This window comes from Geobacter hydrogenophilus, assembly GCF_018501225.1.
In the GTDB taxonomy this organism is placed as follows: Bacteria; Desulfobacterota; Desulfuromonadia; order Geobacterales; family Geobacteraceae; genus Geobacter; species Geobacter hydrogenophilus.
In genome coordinates, this window is sequence record NZ_JAHCZI010000003.1 from 322,180 (window position 1) to 346,427 (window position 24,248).

General features: G+C 63.8%; 24 protein-coding genes. 13 read left to right on the plus strand and 11 right to left on the minus strand.

Going from position 1 to position 24,248, the window contains the following annotated elements; genetic code table 11:
- The first annotated feature begins 15 nt into the window (after positions 1 to 15).
- On the plus strand, positions 16 to 195 hold the full coding sequence (locus KI811_RS07410; RefSeq protein ID WP_214185831.1) for a hypothetical protein: 180 nt from the start codon (positions 16 to 18) through the stop codon (positions 193 to 195).
- A 60-nt stretch (positions 196 to 255) separates the two neighbouring features.
- Here the strand turns inward: KI811_RS07410 and rd are convergent, their stop codons facing one another.
- Both rd and KI811_RS07420 read right to left on the minus strand, forming a co-directional pair.
- Positions 256 to 414, minus strand: coding sequence for a rubredoxin (gene rd, locus KI811_RS07415; RefSeq protein ID WP_004513887.1), 159 nt, complete (start codon positions 412 to 414; stop codon positions 256 to 258).
- Positions 415 to 448: 34 nt separating this feature from the next.
- Positions 449 to 640: a ferredoxin gene (locus KI811_RS07420; RefSeq protein ID WP_004513886.1), complete on the minus strand. Its 192-nt coding sequence runs from the start codon at positions 638 to 640 to the stop codon at positions 449 to 451.
- Between the two features lie 213 nt (positions 641 to 853).
- Between KI811_RS07420 and pckA the strand changes: the two genes are divergently transcribed.
- Positions 854 to 2,446: a phosphoenolpyruvate carboxykinase (ATP) gene (pckA, locus tag KI811_RS07425; RefSeq protein ID WP_214185832.1), complete on the plus strand. Its 1,593-nt coding sequence runs from the start codon at positions 854 to 856 to the stop codon at positions 2,444 to 2,446.
- A gap of 169 nt (positions 2,447 to 2,615) precedes the next feature.
- Entirely contained in the window at positions 2,616 to 3,071 is a 456-nt protein-coding gene (locus KI811_RS07430) for a hypothetical protein (protein WP_214185833.1), read from the plus strand.
- Here KI811_RS07430 and KI811_RS07435 read toward each other — a convergent pair.
- The 3 genes from KI811_RS07435 to KI811_RS07445 form a co-directional block, all read right to left on the minus strand.
- Positions 3,052 to 5,574 (minus strand): helicase C-terminal domain-containing protein, encoded by a 2,523-nt coding sequence (locus KI811_RS07435; RefSeq protein ID WP_214185834.1) that lies wholly within the window; start codon positions 5,572 to 5,574, stop codon positions 3,052 to 3,054. The genes KI811_RS07430 and KI811_RS07435 overlap by 20 nt on opposite strands.
- A 91-nt stretch (positions 5,575 to 5,665) precedes the next feature.
- On the minus strand, positions 5,666 to 5,938 hold the full coding sequence (locus KI811_RS07440; RefSeq protein ID WP_214185835.1) for a cytochrome c7: 273 nt from the start codon (positions 5,936 to 5,938) through the stop codon (positions 5,666 to 5,668).
- A 131-nt stretch (positions 5,939 to 6,069) separates the two neighbouring features.
- Positions 6,070 to 6,357, minus strand: coding sequence for a cytochrome c3 family protein (locus KI811_RS07445; protein WP_214185836.1), 288 nt, complete (start codon positions 6,355 to 6,357; stop codon positions 6,070 to 6,072).
- Between the two features lie 148 nt (positions 6,358 to 6,505).
- Between KI811_RS07445 and KI811_RS07450 the strand changes: the two genes are divergently transcribed.
- On the plus strand, positions 6,506 to 7,453 hold the full coding sequence (locus tag KI811_RS07450; protein WP_214185837.1) for a helix-turn-helix transcriptional regulator: 948 nt from the start codon (positions 6,506 to 6,508) through the stop codon (positions 7,451 to 7,453).
- On the plus strand, positions 7,450 to 8,382 hold the full coding sequence (gene mnmL / locus KI811_RS07455) for a tRNA modification radical SAM protein MnmL/YtqA (RefSeq protein WP_214185838.1): 933 nt from the start codon (positions 7,450 to 7,452) through the stop codon (positions 8,380 to 8,382). Before KI811_RS07450 ends, mnmL begins: the two co-directional genes overlap by 4 nt.
- Here the strand turns inward: mnmL and KI811_RS07460 are convergent.
- The 6 genes from KI811_RS07460 to KI811_RS07485 form a co-directional block, all read right to left on the minus strand.
- Positions 8,379 to 9,623 carry a BamA/TamA family outer membrane protein gene (locus KI811_RS07460; RefSeq protein WP_214185839.1) on the minus strand — a complete coding sequence of 415 codons (1,245 nt, stop codon included), beginning with the start codon at positions 9,621 to 9,623 and terminating at the stop codon, positions 8,379 to 8,381. The genes mnmL and KI811_RS07460 overlap by 4 nt on opposite strands.
- Before the next feature lie 95 nt (positions 9,624 to 9,718).
- Positions 9,719 to 10,003: an EscU/YscU/HrcU family type III secretion system export apparatus switch protein gene (locus KI811_RS07465; protein WP_214185840.1), complete on the minus strand. Its 285-nt coding sequence runs from the start codon at positions 10,001 to 10,003 to the stop codon at positions 9,719 to 9,721.
- Positions 9,990 to 11,726, minus strand: coding sequence for a flagellar hook-length control protein FliK (gene fliK, locus KI811_RS07470; RefSeq protein WP_214185841.1), 1,737 nt, complete (start codon positions 11,724 to 11,726; stop codon positions 9,990 to 9,992). Before fliK ends, KI811_RS07465 begins: the two co-directional genes overlap by 14 nt.
- Positions 11,727 to 11,783: 57 nt before the next feature.
- Complete coding sequence (locus tag KI811_RS07475; RefSeq protein ID WP_214185842.1) at positions 11,784 to 14,348, minus strand: glycosyltransferase family 1 protein; 2,565 nt, start codon at positions 14,346 to 14,348, stop codon at positions 11,784 to 11,786.
- A gap of 8 nt (positions 14,349 to 14,356) precedes the next feature.
- A complete protein-coding gene (locus KI811_RS07480; protein WP_214185843.1) occupies positions 14,357 to 15,733 on the minus strand; it encodes a sigma-54-dependent transcriptional regulator in 1,377 nt (458 codons plus the stop codon).
- Between the two features lie 20 nt (positions 15,734 to 15,753).
- Positions 15,754 to 17,160 carry a sensor histidine kinase gene (locus KI811_RS07485; RefSeq protein WP_214185844.1) on the minus strand — a complete coding sequence of 469 codons (1,407 nt, stop codon included), beginning with the start codon at positions 17,158 to 17,160 and terminating at the stop codon, positions 15,754 to 15,756.
- Between the two features lie 151 nt (positions 17,161 to 17,311).
- Between KI811_RS07485 and hypA the strand changes: the two genes are divergently transcribed.
- The 8 genes from hypA to KI811_RS07525 all read left to right on the plus strand — a co-directional run bounded on the left by hypA (position 17,312) and on the right by KI811_RS07525 (position 24,205).
- Entirely contained in the window at positions 17,312 to 17,644 is a 333-nt protein-coding gene (hypA, locus tag KI811_RS07490; RefSeq protein ID WP_214185995.1) for a hydrogenase maturation nickel metallochaperone HypA, read from the plus strand.
- Positions 17,645 to 17,780: 136 nt separating this feature from the next.
- Positions 17,781 to 18,869: a glycine cleavage system aminomethyltransferase GcvT gene (gene gcvT, locus KI811_RS07495; protein WP_214185845.1), complete on the plus strand. Its 1,089-nt coding sequence runs from the start codon at positions 17,781 to 17,783 to the stop codon at positions 18,867 to 18,869.
- A gap of 88 nt (positions 18,870 to 18,957) precedes the next feature.
- Entirely contained in the window at positions 18,958 to 19,332 is a 375-nt protein-coding gene (gcvH, locus tag KI811_RS07500; RefSeq protein WP_214185846.1) for a glycine cleavage system protein GcvH, read from the plus strand.
- Positions 19,329 to 20,675 (plus strand): aminomethyl-transferring glycine dehydrogenase subunit GcvPA, encoded by a 1,347-nt coding sequence (gene gcvPA / locus KI811_RS07505; RefSeq protein ID WP_214185847.1) that lies wholly within the window; start codon positions 19,329 to 19,331, stop codon positions 20,673 to 20,675. The genes gcvH and gcvPA overlap by 4 nt, the downstream gene beginning before the upstream one ends.
- Positions 20,666 to 22,111, plus strand: coding sequence for an aminomethyl-transferring glycine dehydrogenase subunit GcvPB (gcvPB, locus tag KI811_RS07510; RefSeq protein WP_214185848.1), 1,446 nt, complete (start codon positions 20,666 to 20,668; stop codon positions 22,109 to 22,111). The genes gcvPA and gcvPB overlap by 10 nt, the downstream gene beginning before the upstream one ends.
- Before the next feature lie 13 nt (positions 22,112 to 22,124).
- Positions 22,125 to 22,931, plus strand: coding sequence for a lipoate--protein ligase family protein (locus tag KI811_RS07515; RefSeq protein WP_281874835.1), 807 nt, complete (start codon positions 22,125 to 22,127; stop codon positions 22,929 to 22,931).
- Entirely contained in the window at positions 22,928 to 23,779 is an 852-nt protein-coding gene (gene lipA / locus KI811_RS07520) for a lipoyl synthase (RefSeq protein ID WP_214185850.1), read from the plus strand. The genes KI811_RS07515 and lipA overlap by 4 nt, the downstream gene beginning before the upstream one ends.
- A gap of 81 nt (positions 23,780 to 23,860) precedes the next feature.
- Positions 23,861 to 24,205 carry an NfeD family protein gene (locus KI811_RS07525; protein WP_214185851.1) on the plus strand — a complete coding sequence of 115 codons (345 nt, stop codon included), beginning with the start codon at positions 23,861 to 23,863 and terminating at the stop codon, positions 24,203 to 24,205.
- The last annotated feature ends 43 nt before the right edge of the window (positions 24,206 to 24,248 follow it).

Genomic DNA, 24,248 nt, shown 5'->3' on the forward strand with positions numbered 1-24,248 from the left:
AAAGGAGAAAGAACGATGAAATGTCCCAATTGCGGCAATAGAACTTCGGTGGAGATCGATATTCATTCCGAGGGGTTCACTGCAGAGGAGTCTCCCGTCAAGGAGTGCGGGGAGTGCGGCCTCGTCTGGCGCGTCCGGATCGTTAAGGGAGAACCCGAGATCGATATCATCAAAGCCGGGAAAAAGGGGAAATAGAAAAAGCCTCCCCGTGAAGAGAGGCTTCTTTCCGAGCTGGCCGGCATTGCCGGTCCGTCGTCAGACCTCCTCGAACATCTCCTTGCCAGCTCCGCAGAGGGGGCAGACCCAGCTGTCGGGCAGGTCTTCGAAGGGAGTTCCCGGGGCGATGCCGTTTTCCGGGTCCCCCGCCGCCGGGTCGTAAATGTACTGGCAGATCGTGCATCTCCATGATTGCATGGTGTTCAGTCTCCTCTCTTTTTTTGTTTTGCTGCTACTCCTTCCAACTGATTGCCTGTACCGGACAGCCATCGATGGCCTGCTGGATTTCCTGCTCCGAGGCCCCTGCCGGATCGTAGGCTTCCGATTTGCCGTTTTCGGCGAACCGGAACACGCCGGGGCAGACCGACACGCAGAGTCCGCAGCTTATGCACGCTTCCTGATCCACCCATGGTCTTCGTGCCATTGACATTTCCCTCCTTTGGAATTCCCGATGTCCCCAATTGTAGCAATGCCGATACTGCTGTCAATGCACGGCGCACGTTCACCGGGAAGAGTTTTTGCCTTCTAACATCCCGGTTTTTCTGGTTTTTACTGGTACTTGATATTTTCTTGTGATAGTAAAGGTGTCAGTTTCTCTATCTGGGCAAAACCATAATCCACCATGGAGGTGACGACCGTGAGACTGAACGACATAACCAGAGGCACCGGGCTCGAGGAGCATGGGATTACCAACGCGAACCTCATCTACTGGACTCCCCCGACTGCCGTGCTCTACGAGCAGATCGTGAAGCGGGGCGAGGGGCTCGTGACCCATCTGGGTGCCGTTGCGGTGAAGACCGGCCATTACACCGGCCGGGCAGCCAACGAGAAGTTCATTGTCGATGAGCCCTCCAGCCATGACCACATCGCCTGGGGCAAGGTGAACCAGCCCTTCGACTCCGCCAGATTCGACGCCCTCTTCGGCCGGATGCTGGCCTATCTCCACGGCAAGGACATTTTCGTTCAGGAGTGCTTTGCGGGGTGCAGCCCCGACCACCGGCTCCCGGTCAGGGTTATCACCGAGCGTGCCTGGCACTCTCTCTTCGCCCGCAACATGTTCGTGCGGGCAACCCCCGAGGAACTGGTCGGCTTCAAGCCGGGCTTCACGGTCATCGACCTCCCCGCTTTCCACGCCATCCCCTCCGTGGACGGCACCAACACCGAGACCTTCATCATCGTCAACTTCGAGAAGAAGCTCATCATCATCGGCGGCACCAGCTATGCCGGCGAGATCAAGAAATCCATCTTCACCATCCTCAACTACCTCCTTCCCCAGCACAAGAATGTCCTCTCCATGCACTGCTCCGCCAACGTGGGGGAGAAGGACGACGTGGCGGTCTTCTTTGGCCTTTCCGGCACCGGCAAGACCACCCTCTCCGCCGACCCCCGGCGTCGGCTCATCGGCGACGACGAGCACGGCTGGGACAACAGCGGCGTCTTCAATTTCGAGGGGGGATGTTATGCCAAGATCATCAATCTCTCTCCCGAGGCCGAGCCGGAGATCTACCAGACCACGCGGCGCTTCGGAACGATACTGGAAAACGTGGCCATCGACACCGTGAGCCGGCGCATCGACCTGAACGACGACTCCTTCACCGAGAATACCCGGGCCTCCTACCCCATCACCCACATCCCGAACATCGTGAAATCGGGGATGGGAGGACATCCGACCAATATCATCATGCTCACCTGCGACGCCTTCGGGGTCCTTCCCCCCATCGCCCGGCTCACCCCTGACCAGGCCATGTACCACTTCCTCTCGGGCTACACCGCCAAGGTGGCGGGCACCGAGGCAGGAATTACCGAGCCCCAGGCGGCCTTTTCCGCCTGCTTCGGCGCCCCCTTCATGGCGCTCCACCCATCGGTCTACGCCAAGCTTCTCGGTGAGAAGATAGCCCGGCACGGGGTCAGCTGCTGGCTCGTGAACACCGGCTGGAGCGGCGGCCCCTACGGCGTAGGCTCCCGCATGAAGATCGCCTACTCCCGTGCCCTGGTCAACGCCGCCATTGACGGGACCCTCAATGCCGGGACCTTCTCGAAGGACCAGTTCTTCGGCCTTGACATCCCCACCGCCTGCCCCGGTGTCCCGCCGGAGGTTCTCAATCCGAAGAACACCTGGGCCGACAAAACAAAGTACGACCAAACCGCCACCATGCTCGTGGAGCGCTTCCGCAAGAACTTCGAGCAGTATCGCTCCTATGTTTCAGCCGGAGTGGCAGAGGTCATGTAGGATTTTTAGCGCGCGAGGTAAGGGTGAACGAAAAAAGGCTCCCGGGGAGGGGGCCTTTTTTCTTGAGTACTAAAGCAAAATGCACTGCACTATTGTAAAACGATATTTTATTTGCTACAGTGCGCGGCAACGGTTTAGCGCGTTATCTATCTTACGGCGGGGAGTTCCCATGGCACAGACGTTTGATTTTACCCGGTTGCGCAAGCTTACGGTTATCCACGGATTCGTCCAGGTTTTTCTCCTGATCCTCCTTGCCGGCATGTCCTTCGTGCTCCTGGGGAAGGTTCCTTCCCAGGTCTTCATGAACAGCATCATCCGGGTGGTGGTGATCCAGCTGATTCTCTTCTACCCCGTTTACAAGTTCGCCCTCGGCGATGCCCAGCGGGAGGTTTCTTCGGCAGCCATGGGGCTTACCGCCGACGAGCAGCAGGCATTGCGTCGCAAGCGGGTCTTCAGCGACATCCTGAAGGGCGCCCTGATCATCTTCTTCTTCACCTTTACCCTGAGGGCCCCAAGCGCGCCCCAGATCCAGTTCATGATCCTGGCCGTGTTCCTCCTTTCCTACCTCACCTACTTCCAGTGCTTCAACTACGCCGCGAAAAAGCTCATGAAGGCGAAGAGCTGAAAAACCGCTCCATCTCCCCGAAGACCTCCCCGCTGCCGCCGTCCGCAAGCCGCACCGGCGGCAGCGACCGGAGGAAAAACCTCCCGTAGTTCTTGGAAAGGACCCGGCTGTCGAGGATCAGGACCGCTCCCCGGTCCTCCCGGCTCCGGATCAGCCTCCCGAATCCCTGCTTGAACTTGATGACCGCCTGGGGGACTGTGTACTCCATGAAGGGGTCCCCTCCCCGGAGGGCGATGTGGTCGGCCCGGGCCTCCAGGATCGGCTCCGTAGGCACCCGGAAGGGGAGCCGTGTGATGACCACAAGCTCCAGTGCCTTCCCTTGCACGTCGACTCCCTCCCAGAAGGAGTCGGTGCCGAAGAGGACCGCGTTGGGCTCCGTGCGGAACCGTGCCAGGAGGTGGTGCCGGTTGATCTCCCCCTGGCGCATGGGGTTAAGGCCCCGGCGCCGCAGCGCCTCCGCCATCCTGCCGTGGATGCGGGAGAGGAGGTCGTAGGAGGTGAAGAGAACGAAGGCGTGGCCGTTGGAGATGGCGAGCCCCCGGTGGAGGGCCACCTCCAGGGCTTCCTGGAACCCCCTTGTCGTGGGCTCGGGAAGGTCGGCGGGAATACCGACGAAGGCCTGGCGCTCGTAGTCGAAGGGGGAGGCGAGGAGGAGCTCCGTTACCCGTCCCCGGTCCAGAAGGGCGATGCCGGTTCGCCCTTCCAGGTAGTCGAAGGTCTCCCCCACCGCCAGGGTGGCCGAGGTGACCACCACGGTCCGGAAGGCGTCGAAGACGGTCCGCTTGAGGGAGGCGGCCACCTCCAGCGGGGAGGCGCAGAGCCGCACCGCCATCCCCTTGGCCCCTTTTTTCACCTCGAACCAGCGGCAGACTTCGCCGTCCCGGCCGATGAAGAAGAGGAGGTCGGCGGCCAGGGCTTCGAGGCGCCCCGTCACCCCCCGAAGATCCACGAGGAGCCCGGATAGCTTTTCCTGGACCGCTTCCGGGAGCCGCCCGCACCCGGTGAGGAATTCCTTCAGCTCCCGCACGAACGCGTTCAAGTCCGCGGCCAGTTCCCGGGCCTCGTCGTCGGTTTCCTGCCAGAGTTTCGAGCCGAAGAGGGACGGGGTGACCCGGAGCTTCCGCTCGCCGTTTTCCGGTCCCTTCCCCTTCAGGTGGGCCAGGAGGGCGAGGCCAATGACGTCCATGGCCCGTACCGCCCCGGCAGCCAGTTCCTGGGTGCGGGCGATGAGCTTTTCCTCCAGCCGTTCGGCCAGGTCCCGGTAGAGGTCGTCCAGCTCCACCGGCACCTCGCGGGAAAGCTGGGCCGAGAGCTGGGGGAGGAGCCCCCGCTGGGCCTTGCGGGGGTTCTGGAGGCGCCCCAGGAGCTTCAGAATTCCCTGGCGGGAGACCTGGGAGGAGAGGTGCCCGGTGGCCACGTCCTCCAGGTGATGCCCTTCATCCACCATGAGCCGCTCGAAGGGGGGGAGGATGGCGGTGGAGCGGTAGCCGGTCTCCTGGCGCAGGGCCACGTCGGCCATGAGGAGCGCATGGTTCACCACGAGGACGTCGGCGCTGGCCGCCTGGCGCCTTGCACCGTAGAAGAAGCAGCGGGCGTAGAAGGGGCACTTGATCCGGTTGCACTGGTCGGCCTCGCAGGCCACCTCCTCCCAGGTCTCCGGCTTGGGGATGAAGGAGAGGTCGCTGCGGCATCCCTCGGCCGTCTTTTCGCTCCAGGCGACGATCGCCTCCAGTTCCCCGGCCGCCGGGTCGTCGGCGAAGAGGGATGGTTCGCTTTTGATTCCGGCTAGCTTCCGGAGGCAGAGGTAGTTGGAGCGCCCCTTCACGAGGACTGCCCGGAACTGGACCCCGGCGTGGCGCTGGAGGAAGGGAATGTCCTTCTTGATGAGCTGTTCCTGGAGGTTGATGGTGTTGGTGGAGACGACGATCCGCTCCTTGTTGCGGATGGCCCAGAGGACCGCCGGCACCAGGTAGGCGAGGGACTTGCCGGTGCCGGTGCCGGCCTCGATGACCGCCACCCGGTCGTCGTTGAAGGCTTCGGTCACGGCGAAGGCCATCCGGAGTTGCTCTTCCCGGTGCTCGTAACCGGGGAGATTGGCGGCCAGGACCCCGGCCGGGGCGAAGATCCGTTCGATCTCGGGGAAAGTGAGCCGCTCCGTCTCCCGCCGGGCAAAGGGGGCCACCGCCTGGTAGCACCGCTCCACGGCGTTGTCCACGATGGAGAAGCCGACCCCCTGGTTTCCCAGGAGCGACGCGATCTCGATGTCGGCCTGGGAGGGGTCGAGGTTCCCCGAGGGGTGGTTGTGGATCACCACGTCGCCGAAGCTGGTGGCGATCATGATGGCTGCCACTGCGTCCCGGTTCCCCCGGGCCAGGGGCTCCACCTCGGTGACGATCCGGTTCTCGTCGGTGCGCCCCAGGAAGAAGACTTCGTTTCCCGCCGCCGCCGCCGCGATGGCGGCCCGCATGTCGAGGATGGCCTGCTCTGAAAAGTACCGCTTCATCCGGGGGAGGATAACGGGTTTGACGGGAGCCGGCAACGAAAAAAGGGGCGGATCGCTCCGCCCCCTGTTCCGGCCGATGTGGCCAATCAGGTTACTTCTTGTGGCACTCGCCGCACTTGGTGGGGCCGGCCTTCTTCTGCTCGTGGCACCCTTTGCACGTCTTGTGGGCCCAGTCCTTGCCGAACCCTTCGATCTTGCCTGCGCCCTTCTCGTGGCATGCCTTACAGCTTCCCGCCACCTGCTGGTGCTTCTTGTGGTCGAAGCTCACGTTGCCGTTCTTGGCGGGGAAGGTGAGGGTGTCGGCCGCCATGGCCGCCCCGGCGGCAAAGATGGTGAGGGCTACTGCTGCAATCAGTTGCTTCATGGTACATCTCCTTTCGGTGTGTGGTGGTGTAACCGCATGGGTTCATTGTATGGGATATCCCATGCCTCTGGTATCGATATCGGCCGGAATGTGACCCGATGTCGGGTCGTCATGGACAAAAAATCAGCGAGTTAGCCACCTCCGTGACATCCCTTGCAGAGGACCGGTCCCCTCTTCATGGCTTCGTGGCACCCTTTGCATCCCTTGCCGTGGGCCAGCACCTTGTCGAAGCCGTCGATCTTTCCCGGTCCCTTTTCGTGACATCCTCGGCACTGGCCCAGGGCATCCTGGTGCTTCTTGTGGGGGAAGCTCACCTGGCCGATCCGGTTCGGAAAGGTAATGGTCTCGATGGCGCTGGCGGTTCCGGCACCGACGATCAGGATCGCCACCGCAACTGCGACATGAACTTTACACTCCATCGCGTCAGCTCCTTAGGGAAGGCTTTGCTCAGGGCATTACCCCGGGACGGGAATCCGTCTTGCAAGTTTCTTGCCCGCGATTGAGCACGTGGCGTCTGAACGCAAAATGCTTCCGTGACTTTCGGAAAACCTGCTACAATGCCACCCCATGGAAACCCAGGACGAAAAGAGTGAACGCGAACGGAGTGTGTCCCCGATCGTCGCCATCGACGGTACGGCCATTAAAAGGATACGCGAAGCCAAGAAACTGACCCAGCTCTACGTGGCGAGCGTGGTGGGAGTCACCACCGACACCATCTCCCGGTGGGAGAACAACCGCTACCCCACCATCAAGCGCGACAACGCCGAGAAGGTGGCAACGGCGCTGGAGGTTTCCCTTGAGGAAATTCTCAAGCCGGAGCCGGTTACCGAACCGGAACCGGAGCCGGAAGCCGTTCCCATGCTTCAGCCGCCGCGGAAACAGCGTCTGGCGCCCCTTGTCCTCGCCGCGGGGCTTGGCACCCTCCTGGTGGCCTTGATTGTCGGGGCCGTCCTCTCGCGCCGGGGCGCCGCCGAGCTGGTGGCGACCAGGGTCCTCCCTTCCTTTGGAGCGCCGGGACAGCTCGTTCCGGTTCAGGTGAAGGTGGACCGGCGCGACGGCGAGAAGAGCGGATTTATCGTCAAGGAGCGGATTCCTGCCGGCTGGCGGTTTGTCGCCTCTAATCCCCCGGTGGCCGGAGAGGCGGGGGAACGGGAGGTGAAATGGCTCATCCCCCCCGGCGGTACCGGGCCTGTCACCATTTCCTATACCCTCTCGGCGCCCCGGACGCTTCCCTTGGGGAGCCAGGCCGATTTCGGCGGCGAGGTTATCCTGAGCCACGGGAAGGCAACCCGCAGGGGGATCATCGGCGGTCCGGCGCGGATTGCCGTCAACGGCCGCCACTGGGCCGACACCAACGGCGACGGCAGGATCGACGACAACGAGATCATGCCCGCCTACTACCTGAGTGAGGAGATGAAAGGGCTCGGCCTTGAGTGGAAGACCATCGAGGCCATCTGGAGCGGCGCGGGGTACACATGGAACGATAAGCTGAAGGTCTTCGAGGTGGTCAAGTGACCGAGCGGCGCTACACCGCCTTTGCCGATGAGCTGCGCCGTGTCTTCGGCTGCCGGGTCCAGCGGATCTCGGTGGATGCCGGCTTCACCTGTCCCAATCGGGACGGCACCGCCGGCACCGGCGGGTGCATCTTTTGCGGCGGCAAGGGCTCCGGTTCCTTCGGCATCAGGCCAGAGCTCTCCGTCACCCATCAGCTCCTCCACGGGAAGGATTTCCTCGCCCGCCGCTACGGCGCGGCGAAATTTCTCGCCTACTTCCAGGCCTACTCCAACACCTACGCCCCCGTGGAGCGGCTCCGCCTCCTCTACGACGAGGCCTTGGCAGTGCCCGACGTGGCCGGCCTCATCGTCGGCACCCGCCCCGACTGCCTTCCGTCCGAGGTTCTCGATCTCCTGGCCGGGTACGCCCGGCGCACCTATTTCTGGCTGGAGTTGGGTCTTCAATCCCCCCTGGATCGAACCCTTATCTCCCTCAACCGGGGGCACGATTTCGCTTCCTTTGTTGACGCCGTGGCCCGGAGCCGGGAGCGGGGAATCCGGGTCTGCGCCCATGTTATCCTGGGGCTGCCGGGGGAGTCGCGGGAGGAGATGGTGGCAACTGCTGAGATCCTGAACGGCCTCGGTGTGGAGGGGGTGAAGCTCCACCAGCTCCACGTGATGAAGGGGACAGTGCTTGAGGAGATGTACCGGCAAGGAGAGGGGAGGTGTCTGGAGCGGGACGCCTACGTGGATATCGTCTGCGATTTCCTGGCACGGCTCGATCCCCGCATCGTCATCCATCGCCTCGTGGGGGATGCCCCCGCCGACCAGCTGGTGGCGCCGGATTGGTCCTTGCGCAAGGGGGAGGTGCTCGATGCCGTGGATGCCGAATTGGAGCGGCGGGGGACGCGGCAGGGGGCGGTTATGCGGGATCGTGGAAGGATGGCCTAGAAGGGATACCCCAGCCCCACGAAGACCGCCGGGCCGTCGCTACCGACGCCGATGTCGACCCGGCCCACGATGTTGGGGCGGACCACGGCCCGGAAACCGATGCCGGGGTTGAACTCGAAGTTTTTGCTTCTGGCTTGGTCCAGGGACTCCATGACCGCCCCCAGGTCGATGAAGGGAGCCACTTCCCAGTCGGTGTTTACGTCGAAGACGCTCCAGCGGAAGAGGCGGATCCGCTCCTCCAGGTTGCAGAGGAAGTAGCTGGAATCGATGAAGCGGTTGCGCCCGTACCCCCGCAGGGTGGACTCGCCGCCGAGGATACTCCGCTCCAGGAAGGGAACGTCGCTCCCCAGGGTCTGGCTGTAGGCAACCCGCGCCACGGTGATGTAACGGGCTTCCTTTAGGGGGAAATACCCTTTGAGCTCTGCCTCGTAGTGGCGGTAGCTGGCGTCGCTTCCAAGGAACTCCGCGCTTCCTTCGATGGAGGCTTTGGCGTAGAGCCCCCGGGTGGGCATGTCGCGGGAATCGAGGGTGCTGTAGATGAGGGAGAGCTTCTGGGCATGGGCGGTGAAACCGTTGATTCCCGGCACCTGGCCCTCGGTGAAGCGGTCGCGGATGGAGGGGAGTTTTGAGACGGCGCCGCGCCTGATGGCGACCTGACGGAAACGCTCGCCGACGACCAGTTGGAGGTGGTCGATGATGTCGTAGCCGACCCCCAGGGTGAAGCCGTATTCCTTGTCGGCGTAGTTGGTCTCGTCCTCTTTTCTGCTGTCCGACTGGAAGCCGAAGAACCGGGCCGAGCCGTCGGTGAAGTTGTAGACAAAGGCGTTGGTCTCCAGCTTGCCGTCAAGAAAGGTCTTGTCCCGGAGCCTGACTTCGTAGTCCTCGTTGATGTTGGTCGACTTGGAGAGGTTGAACTCCCAGTTCCGGTTGGGGAGCGGAAAGAAGGCCCCGTAGAGGGAGAAGGTGGTGCCGAAGTTCGCGTTGTAGTTCACCTGGGGGGCGATGAGGGTGTTCACCTCGTCCCGGGCGTTATGGAGGAGAAAGGCGGTCAGCCCGCCGAGGATGGCCCCCTCGTTGGGGCTCGTGGCAATGACCGGCAGGGGAATGGTAACCACCTTGACCGGGTCGCCGAAGCTCGCGTCGGTGATGGGGTAGGGGAGCTTCTCCCGGGGGACCATGGTGGTGCAGGCCGCCAGGAGGGACGTGCCGAGTATGAGCAGAAGGAGGACTATGCGTTGCATCGGGCGGTCTTTCTTTCTGGAATCGTGAGAGACGACCCGAAAGAATAACGGGTTTTCCCCTCTCGGGCAACACAAAAGACCGCACCACCGCCATGTCACGGTTTCCCGTCGCGCCCCTCCTCGTGCTCCAGCCAGTAGAGCCAGGCGAGCAGCTCCGCCACCGCCCGGTAGAGTTCCGGAGGGATGTAGTGGTCGATGTCCACCTGCATGAGCTGGCTCACAAGGGCCGGCGACTCGTGGACGAACACACCGGCCTCCCGGGCGCAGGCGATGATCGCCTCGGCGGTCACCCCGTGCCCCTTTGCCACCACCTGCGGCGCATACTGCCCCTCCCGGTAGGAGAGGGCCACCGCCTTTTTTTCCCGCTCACTGTGATCCATCTCTCACCGTAAAGCCGCCGAGCCGCAGCCCTGCGGCGCCGAACCGCTCCTCAAGGCCATTCTGTCCTGCCGCGAGAATCTCCGCCGTCCGTCCGTCTTCCGCAACCAGGGTCACACCGATCCCCTCCTTTCCTGCACGGAGGGTTGCCCGGATAGCCCCCAGGCTTGGCAGCTCCACGGCCACCTCGGTCAGCCACGACCGCTCCCCCTTACCCCCTTCCGCCTCCCGCTCCTCCACCTTCCACTCCATGTCCTGGCCGGGCCAGGCCTGGCCGAACCAGGTGAAGACGCCGGTGGTGAGGGTGGAGAGCTGCTCCTTGATGATGGGGATGGTCTGGGACTCAATGCCTGCGGGAGGTGGTGGCTCCGCCAGCCGGCCCTGTGTCTCCCGGCTGGTTGGCGCGGTCTCTCCGGGGATCGCGGCTCGTGCTCCTCCCTCCGGCGTTCCGGGGAGGGGGGAAGGAGAGGAAAACCTGCCGGGGGATGTGGCTGGTGCTCCGTCCCGAAGGAGGGACTGTGGGTGGCCTTCTGCCTGCGGACGTGCGTTCGGGGATGATGCCGGGGCGGGGTGCCCGAATTCCGCAGGGCTCGGGACAACGGCGTCCCGCGGTTGAGGGGGCTGCCCCCCCTGGGGAACCGTCACTGCAGGCTGTGGGACGGGAACCTCTCCAACGGATTTTGGCAGGGGGGCTCCGGTCGGTGCTGCTGCATTTTGCGGGGCGGCCGGCGGTGCGTCGACGGTCTTGGGGTCCGGTGAGATCGTGGCCATGCCTCCCTGCTGAGGCTCCGCGGGGAGATGTGCAGGCGGTTCACCTGGCCGCCCCGGGGCTGGGGACTGGTTCTGGGGCGAAATAGCCGCTTGGGGAAGGGGGTCCCGGGATGCGGCTGGGGGCGTCTGGCCCCCCTTCGGGGTGCCGGTGGCGGCGTCGGGAGGGGGAGGAGTTTCCCCCTGTCGGGGTGCGGTGTCCGGTGCGGCGTTTCCTGGTGCGGACGGACTTTCTTCTGCAATGGTTCGTGGGGGGGCTGGAGTGATGCCTTCCTCAAGAGGTAGTCCCGGCGTCACAGCGGGAGGCACCGGCGCCGGCGGTGTCTCGCCGGGCGAAACCCGGACTCCCTGAAGTGTCGGGCTTGCCCCATTTCCCTCGGCCGGGAGGCGGCCGGCAAGGGGGGAGAGCTGGCCCTGGGGCTCCCGGAGGAGGTCGGTAAGGGGATGTTCCCCTTGTACCCACTGGGCCAGGTGGGATTCGTAGAAAACACCGCTCCGGGTGAGGACGTTCTTCAGCCCTTCGGCCAGAAGGGCTGTGTCCCGTGGGGGAGTTGAGATCACGAGGGAAGGGCGGGGGAGAGGGCTCGCGGCCGGCGTGCCGCCGGTCCCTTGGGCCAGGGTGTTGAGCCAGCGCCCCGTGTCGCTGATCTGGACGGGCGTCGCGGAATTGCCCGACTTCGACAGGGAAAAGACAAGCCGGGGCTCGTCGGTGACGTAGGTGAGCTCCACTGCCTGACCCGGTTGGAGGTTGAGGGGGAGCTCCATGTGAAGGAGCTCGTTGGCGATTCTCACCAAGTAGCGGCTGTTGGCGAAATTCGCCATGACCTCGCCGTGGACCATCTGTCCCGGCGTGAGGTTGAGGGGGGTGAGGGACTGCCAGGTGGCCTCCACCAGGGAACCGGTGGTGTCCTTGAGGAGGGCCTGGGCAATCCGGGCTATGTCCTGGGTGATGATCATGTCATACGTATCGGCCGAAACCGGTAAACCTTGAGCAGGGGACCCCGGTCCCGCCCGTTATCCCCATGCAATGCTCCCCTGCTCGTAGACCGGCCCCAGCTTCGGGTGGCGGGGCATGACCCGCACCATGAAGCCGTGCCTGCCGCAGAAGCGGCTCTCGATCTCGCCGTGGAAGCGGTGGGTGCCGTCCTCTGTCGCTTCTTCCCACGTAAGGGGAACCAGTTCCCCGCCGACGATGTTCCCCCGGGAGTCCAGGACCCCGCAGTAGAGGTCCGCGGAAAGCTGGTCGGGGGGGATGTCGCCGAGGATAATGTTCACCGTCACCGGGATTACCGTCCCCAACGGGACCTCGGCAGGAGCCTTGGCTTCGATCCCCGCGATCCTTACCTGGTGCCAGGTGTGGCGGATATCCCCCTTCCAGCTGGCGAGATCCACTGCCAGGGCCAGGCCGTCCGCCGAGAGCATCTCCCAATGGGCGAAGGAGGGACGGTACATGGTCCTGGTGTACTCCTGAACCATCCGCTCGGTGCTGAAGAGGGGGCAGAGGGTCTGGAGGCTTGCCTTCATGAAGGCAAGCCAGCCGCGGGGAATGCCGTCGGCGCCCCGGTCGTAGAAGAGGGGGACCACTTCCTTTTCCAGCAGGTCGTAGATGGCCCGCCCCTCTACCTCGTTCTGGTAATCCAGGTCGTCGTAGACCTCTCCCTTGCCGATGGCCCAGCCGTTGTTCCCCTGGTACCCCTCGGGCCACCAGCCGTCGAGGATGCTCATGTTGAGACCGCCGTTGAAGGCCACCTTCATGCCGCTGGTGCCGCTGGCCTCCAGGGGGCGGCGGGGGGTGTTGAGCCAGACGTCGACCCCCTGGACCAGGTGCCGGGCCACGGCCATGTCGTAGTCCTCGATGAAGACGATCCGTCCCCGGAACCGGCTGTCGAGGGAATGCTGGAAAATCTCCCGGATCAGTTCCTTCCCCTCGGTGTCGTGGGGGTGGGCCTTTCCGGCGAAGATGATCTGCACCGGCCGGTCGGTGCTCCCCAGGATTTTTTCCAGTCGCGCCAGGTCCCGGAAGAGGAGGGTCCCCCGCTTGTAGGTGGCGAAGCGGCGGGCAAAACCGATGGTGAGAGCTTCCGGGTCAAGGACCTCGTCGGCCTGGGCGATCTCCTTGGCGGTGGCCCCCACCTGCTTCAGGTGGTCCTTGAGGCGGCGGCGGGCAAAGAGGACGAGCCGCTCGCGGCACCGCTCATGGGTCCTCCAGAGCTCCGATTCGGGGATATGGGCGACCCGCTTCCAGAGGAGAGGGTCCGTGGGGTCTTCCCGCCAGCGGTTCCCCAGGTAGCGGGTGAGGAGCCCTGCCATCTCGTTGGAGAGCCAGGTCTTGGTGTGGACCCCGTTGGTGACCGAGGTGATGGGTATATGCTCGTCGGGGAGTTCGGGCCAGAGGTTCTTCCACATGAGCCGCGACACTTCGCCATGGAGCTGGGAGACGCCGTTGGCATGGTCGGCCAGCTTGAGGGCCAGCACCGCCATGCAGAACGCTTCGTGGGAGTTCTTGGGGTTGATCCGCCCCAGGGCCAGGAACTCGTCCCGGGAGAGGCCCAGGAAACGGTAGTAGCGCCCCAGGTACTTCTCCAGGAGATCGGGGGGAAAGTGGTCGATGCCGGCATCCACCGGCGTGTGGGTGGTGAAGACGTTGCCGGCCCGCACCCCCTCCATGGCCTCGGCGAAGCGGATGCCGTGCTCCTCCATGAGGAGGCGGGTCCGCTCCAGGGCCAGAAACGCAGCGTGCCCCTCGTTCATGTGGCAGACGTTGGGGGTGATCCCCAGGAGGTGGAGGGCCCGGATGCCGCCGATCCCCAGGAGGATTTCCTGACGGATCCGCATCTCCAGGTCGCCGCCGTAGAGCTGGGCAGTGATCTCCCGGTCCTCGGGGGCGTTCTCCTCCAGGTTCGTGTCCAGGAGGTAGAGGGGGACCCGTCCCACCTGGACCCGCCAGATGTGGGCCGTCACCTTGCGGCTCGGCATGTTGAGCTCCACGGCCAGGGGGGCGCCGGAAGCGTCCCGCTCCAGGGTGAGCGGGAGGTTGTAGAAGTCGTTTTCGGGGTAGAGCTCCTGCTGCCACCCCTCGATGTTCAGGTACTGGCGGAAGTAACCCTGCCGGTAGAGGAGTCCGACTCCCACCAGGGGAATCCCCAGGTCGCTGGCTGACTTCAAGTGGTCGCCGGCCAGGATTCCGAGTCCCCCCGAATAGGTGGGGAGCGACTCGTGGATGCCGAATTCCATGGAAAAGTAGGCGACGCTCATGGGTCTGCCGCCGTTGCAGGTCCGCTCGAACCAGGTCCTGGCCGAGAGGTATTCCCGGAACTTTTCGTCCACCTGCTTCAGTTGGGACATGAACCCCTCGTCGGTGGTGAGCTTGTCGAGGGTGGTCTGCTGAAGGATGCCGAGCATCTCCACGGGGTTGTGGCGGGTCTGCTGCCAGAGGTCGATGTCGAGCCGTTTGAAAAGCTCCACCGCCTCGGGCTCCCAGGTCCACCAAAGGTTGTAGGCGATGGTCTGGAGTCTGGCCAGTTCGCCGGTCAGCGAAGGGACAACGGTAAAGCGGTGCATTCCCTTGGTGAAATCCATGACCCCTCCTAATCCCCATTCCCCGGTTTTTCGATACCGAACTTCTCCAGCCGGTACTGGAGCGTCTTGTAGCTCATGCCCAGAAGCGGGGCCGCCTTGGCGATGACCCAGTCGGCCCGTTCCATGGCCTTGATGATGAGGTTGCGCTCCAGCTCATCGAACTGGATTCCGTCGGGGGGAAGCTCGAAGGGAATCCACCCCGCCCGGGAGAGCCCCTCGGTGATCTCGGCCGGCAGATCCTCGGGCTGGATCAGGTCGCTCTCGGCCATGAGCGCCCCCCGTTCGATGACCGATTCCAGCTGCCGGACGTTGCCGGGCCAGCTGTAGTCCATGATGAGCTTCAGGGCCGGCTTGGCGATCCCCCTGACGGTGACTCCCGTCTGGGCACCGCACTTTTTCACGAAGAAATCGGCCAAGGCCGCGATGTCGCTTCCCCGTTCCCGCAGCGGGGGAAGGGTGATCCGGATCACGTTCAGGCGGTAGAAGAGGTCCTCCCGGAATCCTCCCCGCCTGATCTCCGCCTCCAGGTCCCTGTTGGTGGCGGAGATGATCCGCACGTCCACGGGGATGTTCACCTTTCCCCCAACCCGGCGGATCTCCTTCGACTGGATGGCCCGCAGGAGCTTCGCCTGCATGGCCACGCTCATCTCGCCGATTTCGTCCAGGAAAACCGTGCCGCCGTCGGCCGCTTCGAAGATCCCCAGTTCCCGGGAGCTGGCGCCGGTGAAGGCCCCCTTTTCGTGGCCGAAGAGCTCGCTCTCCATGAGGCTCTCGGGGATGGCGGCGCAGTTGATGGCGAAAAAAGGCTTGTCCTTCCGGGGGCTCCCGTCGTGGATCGCCTTGGCCACCAGTTCCTTGCCGGTCCCCGACTCGCCGTAGATGAGGACCGTGGAGGCGGTGGGAGCGATCTTGGTGATGATCCGGAAGACCTCCCGCATCTTCGGGTGTTCGCCGATGATGTCCGGGATGACGCTCGTCTCCTTGAGCCGCTTCTGGAGGACCCGGTTCTCCCGCAGGAGATTCACCCGCTCGAAGGCCCGACGCAGGGTAAGAAGGAGGTTATCCCGCTCCAGGGGCTTTTCCAGGTAATCGAAGGCCCCTTTCTTCATGGCCTCCACCGCCGAGTCCACGGTGCCGTGGGCGGTCATCATGATGGCGCACTGGCGGGGATCGGCCTCCAGTATCCGCTCCAGGAGCTCCATCCCCGACATCCCCTGCATCTTCAGGTCCGTGAGGATCACGTCGAACTCGCTCGTTTCGAGCTGCTCCAAGGCCTCGCGCCCTCCGGGAACCGCTGTCACGCGGTACCCTTCCCCTTCCAGGATTGTCTGGATGATCTCTCGCTGTGCCCGTTCGTCGTCAACTATGAGAATGGTTCCGGTCATGGATGGTTCCTTGTGAAGTTCTATGCGGGGAGCACGACGGTGAACGTCGTCCCCTTCCCGGCGGTGCTGGCCACCCTGATCTCTCCCCCGTGCTCCCGGATGATCCGCTCGGTGATGGCAAGACCGAGGCCGATGCCGGCCTCACGGGTAGTGTACCAGGGCTGGAAGATCTTCGCCAGGTCCTCCTCCCGGATGCCGCACCCCTCGTCGCTGAAGGTGAGGAGAAAACGGTTCTGCTCCCGGTCGTGGGTGGCCCCGAGGGTGACTGCGCCGCCGTCGGGCATGGCCTGGGCGGCGTTGGTGACGAAGTTGAAGATGCAGTTGCGGAGCATCTCCCCGTCGGCCCGCATGGGGGGAAGATCGTCGGGGATTGCGGTGCGAACCGTGACCCGCTGCTCCGTGAGCTTTTCCTGGAGCAGCGGCAGGGCCTTTTCGATGAGTTCCGCGTAGGAGATTTCCGCTATCCGCAGCTTCAGGGGGCGGCCGAAGTTCATGAAGTTTACCACCATGTAGTTGGCCCGCCGCACCTCCTCCTTGATTTTGTCCGCGATGGGGACGACCCGCTCCGTCTTGTCGGGGCAGGCGGCCGTAAACTCGCTCTTCAAGTGGTCAATGGCGAGGCTGATGTAGTTGAGGGGGTTCCTGATCTCATGGGCGATCCCGGAAGCGAGCTGCCCCACCCGGGAGAGGTGCTCGGCCTCGTAGAGGCGCTTTTCAAGAATTTCCCGCTCCCGGAGCTTCTCCACCATCTCATTGAAGTTTGTGGCCAGTTCGCCGATCTCGTCCCCCGTCTTCACCGGGAAGGTGACCGAGAGGTCCCCGTCGGCCACCCGCCGCACCCCGTCCGCCAGGTTGTTGATGGGTGAGGTGTAGCGCTTTGCCAGGAAGATGGTGAGGGAGATGCCCAGGAGAAAAACCAGGGAGGTGGCCACCACCCGGTTGACGAAGTTCTCGTGCTGGATGGTGCGGATGTTGTCGAGGAGAAGGTTGATCTGCACGTACCCCAGCTGTTCGTCGCCGACGATGACCGGAACGACCAGGTCATAGGCCCGCGACGACCCCGCATCAGACTTTGTCCCGGGAGAGACCTTGAGGCCCTTCTCAAGCTTCTTGATCTCGCGCTTCTTCCCGATTTTCGCCGGGTTGGAAGAGTCGATGATCTCCCCTTCGTTGCTGAAGATGTTGATTTCCCTGACTCCTTTGATCTTTGCTTCCTTCATGTACTCAGTCAGGCGCGCCCGGTCGGGCTCGTACTCGGAGGTGAGGTCCTCGATGCTCATCTGGAGGGCCTTGGTCACCATGGTGGAGCTTTCCTGGATCTCCTGCACCATCTCATTCTGGCTGTACTGGTTCAGGAAGAAGAGGGTGAGGACTGCGATGACCAGGAGCGTCAGCATGATCATCACCAGCCTGGTATTGAGGGTCATGGATAACCTCGGGGGAAAAATCGCGTGAAATGTCGCGAAAGTATACATCAGCCGTATCGGTGGAGACAAGGCGTATATCCCATCCTTTTCCCAAGGGGGCGACTCTGCTATCATGACGCTTCTTACTCAAGCGGTTCTCAAGGAGATGCACATGCACGAGATGTCCATAACCCAGAGCGTGGTGGAAATATGTGACAAGAGCGCCGGGGGGCGCCGGGTCCTGTCGGTGACGCTGGAGATCGGCGATCTTTCCGGCGTGGTGCCCGATGCGGTCGAGTTCTGCTTCGAGGCCTGCACACGGGATACGCTCCTGGAGGGGGCACGGCTCGTCATCGAGCAGGTGCCGGGGCGGGGGGAATGTACCTCCTGCGGGAAAGAGTTTCCGGTTCGTGGCTACTTCGATCCCTGTCCCGCGTGCGGCGCCTACGGAATACGGGTGGTGACCGGGGAGGAGTTGCGGGTGAAGGAGTTGGAGGTGGAGTAATCGCCGCTATTTTCTCTTGTCTGACCTGGTGGCGCCGCTGGTTTTGTGGTGTACAATAGTGTTTTACAAAGCCAGGCAAATCAATTAAAGTCAAATTTTATGTGTCTTGCTTAATTTTCCCGCCGGAGGACCCGCCATGGAACCCCTCAAGAACACCCCCCTTTGCGCTGAACACGAGAAGCTGAAAGCCCTCATGGCCCCCTTCGGCGGCTGGAACATGCCGATCCAGTACGAGGGGATCATCGCCGAGCACCGGTGGTGCCGGGAGAAGGCGGCCCTCTTCGACATCTGCCATATGGGGGAATTTCACTTCAAGGGAGACATCATCGCCTCGGGGCTCGAAGACGTCTTCACCTTCTCCGTGAAGTCGATCCCGGTGGGGCGCTCCCGCTATGGCTTTCTCCTGAACAAAAACGGCGGGGTCATCGACGATCTCATCGTCTTTCGCCTGGCCGACGACGAGGCCATGGTGGTGGTGAACGCGGCCACCATCGCCAAGGATTTTGCCGCCATCTCCGCCCGCCTCTCCGGCGGGGAGTTCCGGGACATCTCCGCCGCCACCGGCAAGCTGGACCTCCAGGGGCCCCTCTCCCGCGAGGTGCTCTCCGGCGTAGTCGGGCCGGAGATCGCCGCCATTCCCTACTTCAAGTTCATCCGGACCAAGGTCCTCGGCGCTGACGCCATCGTGAGCCGCACCGGCTACACCGGCGAGTTGGGGTATGAGATCTTCCTCCCGGCCGAGAAGAGCGTGGATCTCTGGAACCGGCTCCTTGCCGACGACCGGGTGAAGCCCGCCGGCCTCGGCGCCCGTGATGTGCTTCGGCTGGAGATGGGGTACAGTCTCTACGGGAGCGACATCGACGAGACCACCACCCCCATCGAGGCAGGGCTTGAGACCTTTGTCAACTTCGACAAGGCGTTTGTCGGCAAGGAGGCTCTTCTGAAACAGCGGGCAGAAGGGGTGAAGCGGCTCAAGGTGGCCTTCGACGTCACGTCCCGCCGCTCGCCGCGCCACGACTATGAAATCCACTTCGAGGGGGAGCGGGTCGGCACCGTCACGAGCGGCGTCTTCTCTCCCATGCTCGGCTGCGGCATCGGCATGGGATACGTGAATCCCTCGGTGGCCACCCTCGGCGCGCCTCTCACCATAACTCACGAGAAGGTGAGCATGGAGGCGACGGTGGTGGATCTTCCGTTCTACCGGGGCGGGTCATTGCGTTCGTAAGGCAAAAGGCAGGAGTCAGGAGAAAAGCCTCTTCCATTCTGAATTCTGACTCCTGGATTCTGGATTCTTATTTTTTAAGGAGGGATACATGGAAACCTATTTCACCAAGGAGCACGAGTGGGTCAAGGTCAAGGACGGGGTTGCGTCGGTGGGGATCACCGAGTATGCGGCTCATCAGCTGGGGGATGTGACCTTCGTGGAGCTTCCCAAGGTGGGGAAGACCGTGAAGCAGTTCGAGGTTCTGGCCGCCATCGAGTCGGTCAAGGCGGCCAGCGACATCTACGCCCCGGTTTCCGGCAAGGTGACCCAGGTGAACGAAGCCCTTGACGAGCGCCCCGAGATCGTCAACGAGGCGGCTGAGGACGCCGGCTGGATGGCCATTATGGATATGGCGGACCCGGCCGAGCTCCAGAAGCTCATGACCCGTGAGCAGTACGACGAGTACGTGAGGAGCCTGGGATGAGCACCGCCAGCTACTGTCCCAACACGCCGGAGGAGGTCCGGGAGATGCTGGCGGCCACGGGCGCGTCGAGCATCGACGACCTGTTCCGGCCGATCCCCCCGGGGCTGCGGGCACGCTCCTTCGAGCTCCCTGCGGGGATGTCCGAGTTCGAGATGCTCCACCGGTTCGAGACCCTGGCTGGGAAGAATGCCCAGCACCTTTCCCACTTCGTTGGGGGGGGCTACTATGACCACCTGATTCCGGCCGTGGTGGACCACCTTGCGGGGCGGGCCGAGTTCTACACCGCCTACACCCCGTACCAGCCCGAATGTTCCCAGGGGACCCTCCAGGCCCTCTTCGAGTACCAGACCGCCATCTGCCGCCTCACCGGCATGGAGGTCTCCAACGCTTCCCTCTACGACGGCGGCACCGCCCTGGCCGAGGCGGCCATGATGGCGTTGCGGATAACGGGGAGAAACCGGCTCGTCATTGACGGGGCTGTGAACCCCTTTCACCGGGAGATCGTCCGGACCTACCTGGCCAACCTGGACGTGGAGCTGGTGGAGATCGGGCCGAAGCTCGGCATGGAAGACGACCTGCGGCTCCGGGCCACCATCGACGACGCCACCGCCGCGGTCCTCGTCCAGAATCCCAACTTCTTCGGAAGCGTGAGCGATTTCCGCCGGCTGGCCGCCGATGCCCACGCCGCCGGGGCGCTCCTGGTGGTTTCCGCTTATCCGGTGGCCCTGGGCATTGTGGAGAGCCCCGGCGCCATGGGGGCCGACATCGTGGTGGGTGACGGCCAGAGCCTCGGCAATCCCCTTTCCTTCGGGGGGCCCTCCTTCGGCTTCATCGCCAGCCGCAAGGAGTACATCCGCAACCTGCCGGGCCGGATCATCGGCGAGACCGTGGACAAGAACGGCCAGCGGGGCTTTGTCCTCACCCTCCAGGCCCGTGAACAGCATATCAAGCGCCACAAGGCCACCTCCAACATCTGCAGTAACCAGAGCCTCTGCGCCCTGCGGGGCCTCATCTTCCTCTCCTCCCTCGGAAAACAGGGGCTCGTTGAGCTGGCGCGCCTCAACTACGACAAGGCCGAGTACGCGAAAAAGACCCTCGGCAACCTGGGCGGGGTTGAGGTGATGAACGGCGGCGCCACCTTCAACGAGTTCACCGTCTGTCTCCCCAAGATCGCCGAGGAGGTGGTCACGGCGCTTTTGCGGAAGGGGGTCGCGGCCGGAGTTCCCCTGAGCCCCTACTATCCGGAGATGGAGCGGTGCATGGTGGTGACCGTGACCGAGAAGCGGACCAAAGACGAGATCGACACCCTGGCCCGGCACCTGGAGGGTATCCTATGCAGCTGATCTATGAGAAATCGGTCCCTGGGCGCCGAGGAGTGCGGCTCCCGGCGAGTGACGTCCCCGCCGCCCCCGAGCTTCCGGCGGCGCTTCGCAGACAGGAGCCCGCCGCGCTCCCCGAGGCGAGCGAACTGGACGTGGTGCGCCACTTCACGGGGCTCTCGCGCCGCAACTACTCGGTGGACACCAACTTCTACCCCCTGGGCTCCTGCACCATGAAGTACAACGCCAAGGCCCTTGAAGAGGCGGCAAAGCTCTTCGCCCCCTACCACCCCATGGTGCCGCTCCTTCCCCACGGTTCCTCCTTCAGCCAGGGATGCCTGGGGCTTGCCTATGAGTTGGGGGCGGCCCTTGCCGAGATCACCGGCATGGATGAGGTGACCACCCAGCCCCTGGCTGGCGCCCACGGCGAGATGACCGGCATCATGCTCATCGCCGCCTACCATGAGGCCAAGGGGAACAAGAAGAAGTACGTGGTGGTTCCTGATTCCTCCCACGGTACCAACCCGGCATCCGCCGCCATGGTGGGGTACGAGATCATCACCGTCCCGACGGCCCCCTATGGCGACATGAACCTGGACAAGTTCCGGGAGGTAATGACCGACGAGGTGGCGGCGGTCATGATGACCTGCCCCAACACCCTGGGGCTCTTCAATCCGCACATCCAGGAGATCTGCGACATCGCCCACGACCACGACGCCCTCATGTACTATGACGGCGCCAACCTGAATGCCATCCTCGGCAAGGTTCGCCCCGGCGACGTGGGCTTCGATGTGATCCATCTGAACCTCCACAAGACCTTTGGCACCCCCCACGGCGGGGGCGGTCCCGGAAGCGGACCGGTTGGCGTGAAGAAACAGCTGGTGCCGTTCCTCCCTTCTCCCCGGATCGTGAAGTACGACGACGGCTGCTACGGGGTCGACGCCCCGGCCCACGGGAGCATCGGCCGCACCGCCGGCTTCTTCGGCAACTTCGGGGTCATGGCCAAGGCCTTCGCCTACATTACCATGCTCGGCCGCGACGGGCTCATCCAGGTGAGCGAGCAGGCGGTCCTGAACGCCAACTACGTGATGAGCAAGCTGAAGGATGTGTACGACCTCCCCTACGACCAGACCTGCATGCACGAGTGCGTCTTCTCGGCGGCCCGGCAGGTGAAAAACGAGGTCCATGCCATCGACATCGCCAAGTTCCTCATCGACCGGGGCTACCATCCCCCCACGGTCTACTTCCCGCTCATCGTCAAGGAGGCCATCATGATCGAGCCCACCGAGACCGAGAGCAAGGAGACCCTCGACGCCTTCATCGCCGTTATGCGGGAGGCGGCGGAACTGGCCGGGACCGACCCGGCTGCCTTTGCCGAGATGCCTCGGACCATGCCGGTCACCCGCCTCGATGAGACCAAGGCTGCCCGGGAGCAGAACGTCTGCTACTTTGGCTGCTGATGCTTCCCCGAACGTGACCCGCTGGCGCCTCGTGGACACCGGTCCCCTGGCCGGCCCCGCCAACATGGCGGTGGACGAGGCGCTCCTCCTCCATTTCGACCCTGCCGCATCGCTGCCGGTGCTCCGCCTCTACGGGTGGGAGCCACCGGCTTTTTCCGTGGGGCGGTTCCAGCGGGCGGAGGAGGCGCTTCACCTGGAGCGGTGCACGGCCGCCGGCATCCCCGTGGTGCGGCGGATCACCGGCGGCGGGGTCATCTACCACGCCGCAGAGCTCACCTATGCCGTGGTCTGCGCCACGCGCCATATTTCCGACGCAAGGGGCGTCAAGGAATCGTTTCGGGCACTCACCGGCTTTCTGCTTCGCTTCTATGGCGATCTCGGGATCGATGCCTCCTGGGCCGTGGATTCCCGGTCCAGAGACGGGCGCTTAGGCGTGCGAACTCCCCTCTGCTTTGCCGGCCAGGAAGAATACGATATCGTTGCCGACGGGAGAAAGATCGGCGGCAATGCCCAGCGGCGGCTGAAGGATGTGATCTTCCAGCACGGGTCGGTGCCACTTCGCTGCGCCCTGGCCGAGGCGCTCCCCTTTTTCCGCCAACCTCCCCCGGGCCTCCTGGAGGGGGCCACGAGCCTCGCCCAACTGGGTGTGGCGGCTGACCCGGCACGGCTGCGGGGGCGTCTCGCCGCCGCTTTTGCTGAAAGTCTCGGCGTCGACCTCGTTCCTGCGCCCCTCACCGCCGAGGAAGAGGCGACCTCGGCCCGCCTCGGCGCGGAGCGTTACGGGAAAGCTGCCTGGAACCTGTACGGAGAAACGCCATGACCATCGTCCGCAAGCCCCAGTGGCTGCAAAAAAAGATCAACCCCGCAGCCCACGCCGGCATGGAGGGGCTCCTGGGGGAACTGCGCCTTCACACGGTCTGCCAGGAGGCCCGCTGCCCCAACATTACCGAGTGCTTCCGGGAGCGCCAGGCGACCTTCCTCATCCTGGGGGCCGCATGCACCCGTCTCTGCTCCTTCTGCAACGTGACGAAACAGACACCCCTCCCTCCCGACCCTGGCGAGCCGGCCCGGGTGGCCGAGGCGATCCGCCGCCTCGGCCTCTCCCACGTGGTCATCACGAGCCCCACCCGGGACGACCTCCCCGACGGCGGAGCCGCCCACTATGCCGAAACCGTCGCCGCCATCCGGAGTGCGTCCCCCGCCACGGCGGTGGAGCTTCTCATCCCCGATTTTCTCGGGAGTCGCGAGAGCCTCGCCCGGGTCGTCGCGTCGGCGCCGGCCATCATCGGCCACAATGTCGAGACGGTGCCGCGCCTCTACCACATCCGGGCCGGGGCCGACTACGGCCGCTCCCTTGGAGTGCTCCGGACCCTGCGTGAACTGGACTCTGCCGTGCGGAGCAAGTCGGGAATCATGCTCGGCCTCGGCGAGACGGAAGAGGAGGTGCTGGCGGTCTTCACCGACCTGCGGTCGGTGGGGTGCTCCTACCTCAGCATCGGCCAGTACCTGGCCCCCAGCAAGAGCCACCATCCCGTCCGGGAATTCATTCCGCCCGAACGTTTCGAAAGATACCGGGCAGCGGCCCTGTCCTTGGGGTTTGCCCACGTGGAGAGCGGCCCCTACGTGAGGAGCTCCTACCACGCGGCCCGTTACGACGGGCAACCGTGACCCTCGGCACGAAACGTGCTGATTATTCGCCAGAACACCTCGGGGAGGTTGTGACGGATATTGGCGCGTGGAGGTCGACAGGTGGTGTGCGAATGGTGGTACTGGATATTCTTCGGCTTCGCCTTAATAGGTTTTGAGCTTCTTTTTCCCTCGTTCACCATGGTTTGGTTCGGGCTCGGTGCCCTCATGGTCGGAGGCTGGTCGCTTTTCTGGGGTGGCTTCGGCCTGCTGGTGCATGGTGCCATCTGGATTGCGGTCTCTGTTGCCTGTTCCCTCTGCTGGCGCAGGTACCTGAGGCGCAGGTCAAGCCAGGGGGAAGGGGGGGATACCTCCTCACCCCCTTTTGATGGATGCTCCTCCGTGGCAGACCGGGCTGTTATGGTCGTGTCCCGGCAGGGGCATCTCCTGAGAGTGGTCAAACTCTGATTCCCAAACTTTCACTGGACGTTTACTGAGAATTCTTTCATAC

Bases quoted from the DNA above. Each gene is read 5' to 3' on its own strand.
- KI811_RS07410 (WP_214185831.1), top strand. From the start codon at position 16: ATGAAATGTCCCAATTGCGGCAATAGAACTTCGGTGGAGATCGATATT.
- rd (WP_004513887.1), bottom strand. From the start codon at position 414: ATGCAATCATGGAGATGCACGATCTGCCAGTACATTTACGACCCGGCG.
- KI811_RS07420 (WP_004513886.1), bottom strand. From the start codon at position 640: ATGGCACGAAGACCATGGGTGGATCAGGAAGCGTGCATAAGCTGCGGA.
- KI811_RS07430 (WP_214185833.1), top strand. From the start codon at position 2,616: ATGGCACAGACGTTTGATTTTACCCGGTTGCGCAAGCTTACGGTTATC.
- KI811_RS07435 (WP_214185834.1), bottom strand. From the start codon at position 5,574: ATGAAGCGGTACTTTTCAGAGCAGGCCATCCTCGACATGCGGGCCGCC.
- KI811_RS07440 (WP_214185835.1), bottom strand. From the start codon at position 5,938: ATGAAGCAACTGATTGCAGCAGTAGCCCTCACCATCTTTGCCGCCGGG.
- KI811_RS07445 (WP_214185836.1), bottom strand. From the start codon at position 6,357: ATGGAGTGTAAAGTTCATGTCGCAGTTGCGGTGGCGATCCTGATCGTC.
- KI811_RS07450 (WP_214185837.1), top strand. From the start codon at position 6,506: ATGGAAACCCAGGACGAAAAGAGTGAACGCGAACGGAGTGTGTCCCCG.
- KI811_RS07460 (WP_214185839.1), bottom strand. From the start codon at position 9,623: ATGCAACGCATAGTCCTCCTTCTGCTCATACTCGGCACGTCCCTCCTG.
- KI811_RS07465 (WP_214185840.1), bottom strand. From the start codon at position 10,003: ATGGATCACAGTGAGCGGGAAAAAAAGGCGGTGGCCCTCTCCTACCGG.
- fliK (WP_214185841.1), bottom strand. From the start codon at position 11,726: ATGATCATCACCCAGGACATAGCCCGGATTGCCCAGGCCCTCCTCAAG.
- KI811_RS07475 (WP_214185842.1), bottom strand. From the start codon at position 14,348: ATGGATTTCACCAAGGGAATGCACCGCTTTACCGTTGTCCCTTCGCTG.
- KI811_RS07480 (WP_214185843.1), bottom strand. From the start codon at position 15,733: ATGACCGGAACCATTCTCATAGTTGACGACGAACGGGCACAGCGAGAG.
- KI811_RS07485 (WP_214185844.1), bottom strand. From the start codon at position 17,160: ATGACCCTCAATACCAGGCTGGTGATGATCATGCTGACGCTCCTGGTC.
- hypA (WP_214185995.1), top strand. From the start codon at position 17,312: ATGCACGAGATGTCCATAACCCAGAGCGTGGTGGAAATATGTGACAAG.
- gcvT (WP_214185845.1), top strand. From the start codon at position 17,781: ATGGAACCCCTCAAGAACACCCCCCTTTGCGCTGAACACGAGAAGCTG.
- gcvH (WP_214185846.1), top strand. From the start codon at position 18,958: ATGGAAACCTATTTCACCAAGGAGCACGAGTGGGTCAAGGTCAAGGAC.
- gcvPA (WP_214185847.1), top strand. From the start codon at position 19,329: ATGAGCACCGCCAGCTACTGTCCCAACACGCCGGAGGAGGTCCGGGAG.
- gcvPB (WP_214185848.1), top strand. From the start codon at position 20,666: ATGCAGCTGATCTATGAGAAATCGGTCCCTGGGCGCCGAGGAGTGCGG.
- lipA (WP_214185850.1), top strand. From the start codon at position 22,928: ATGACCATCGTCCGCAAGCCCCAGTGGCTGCAAAAAAAGATCAACCCC.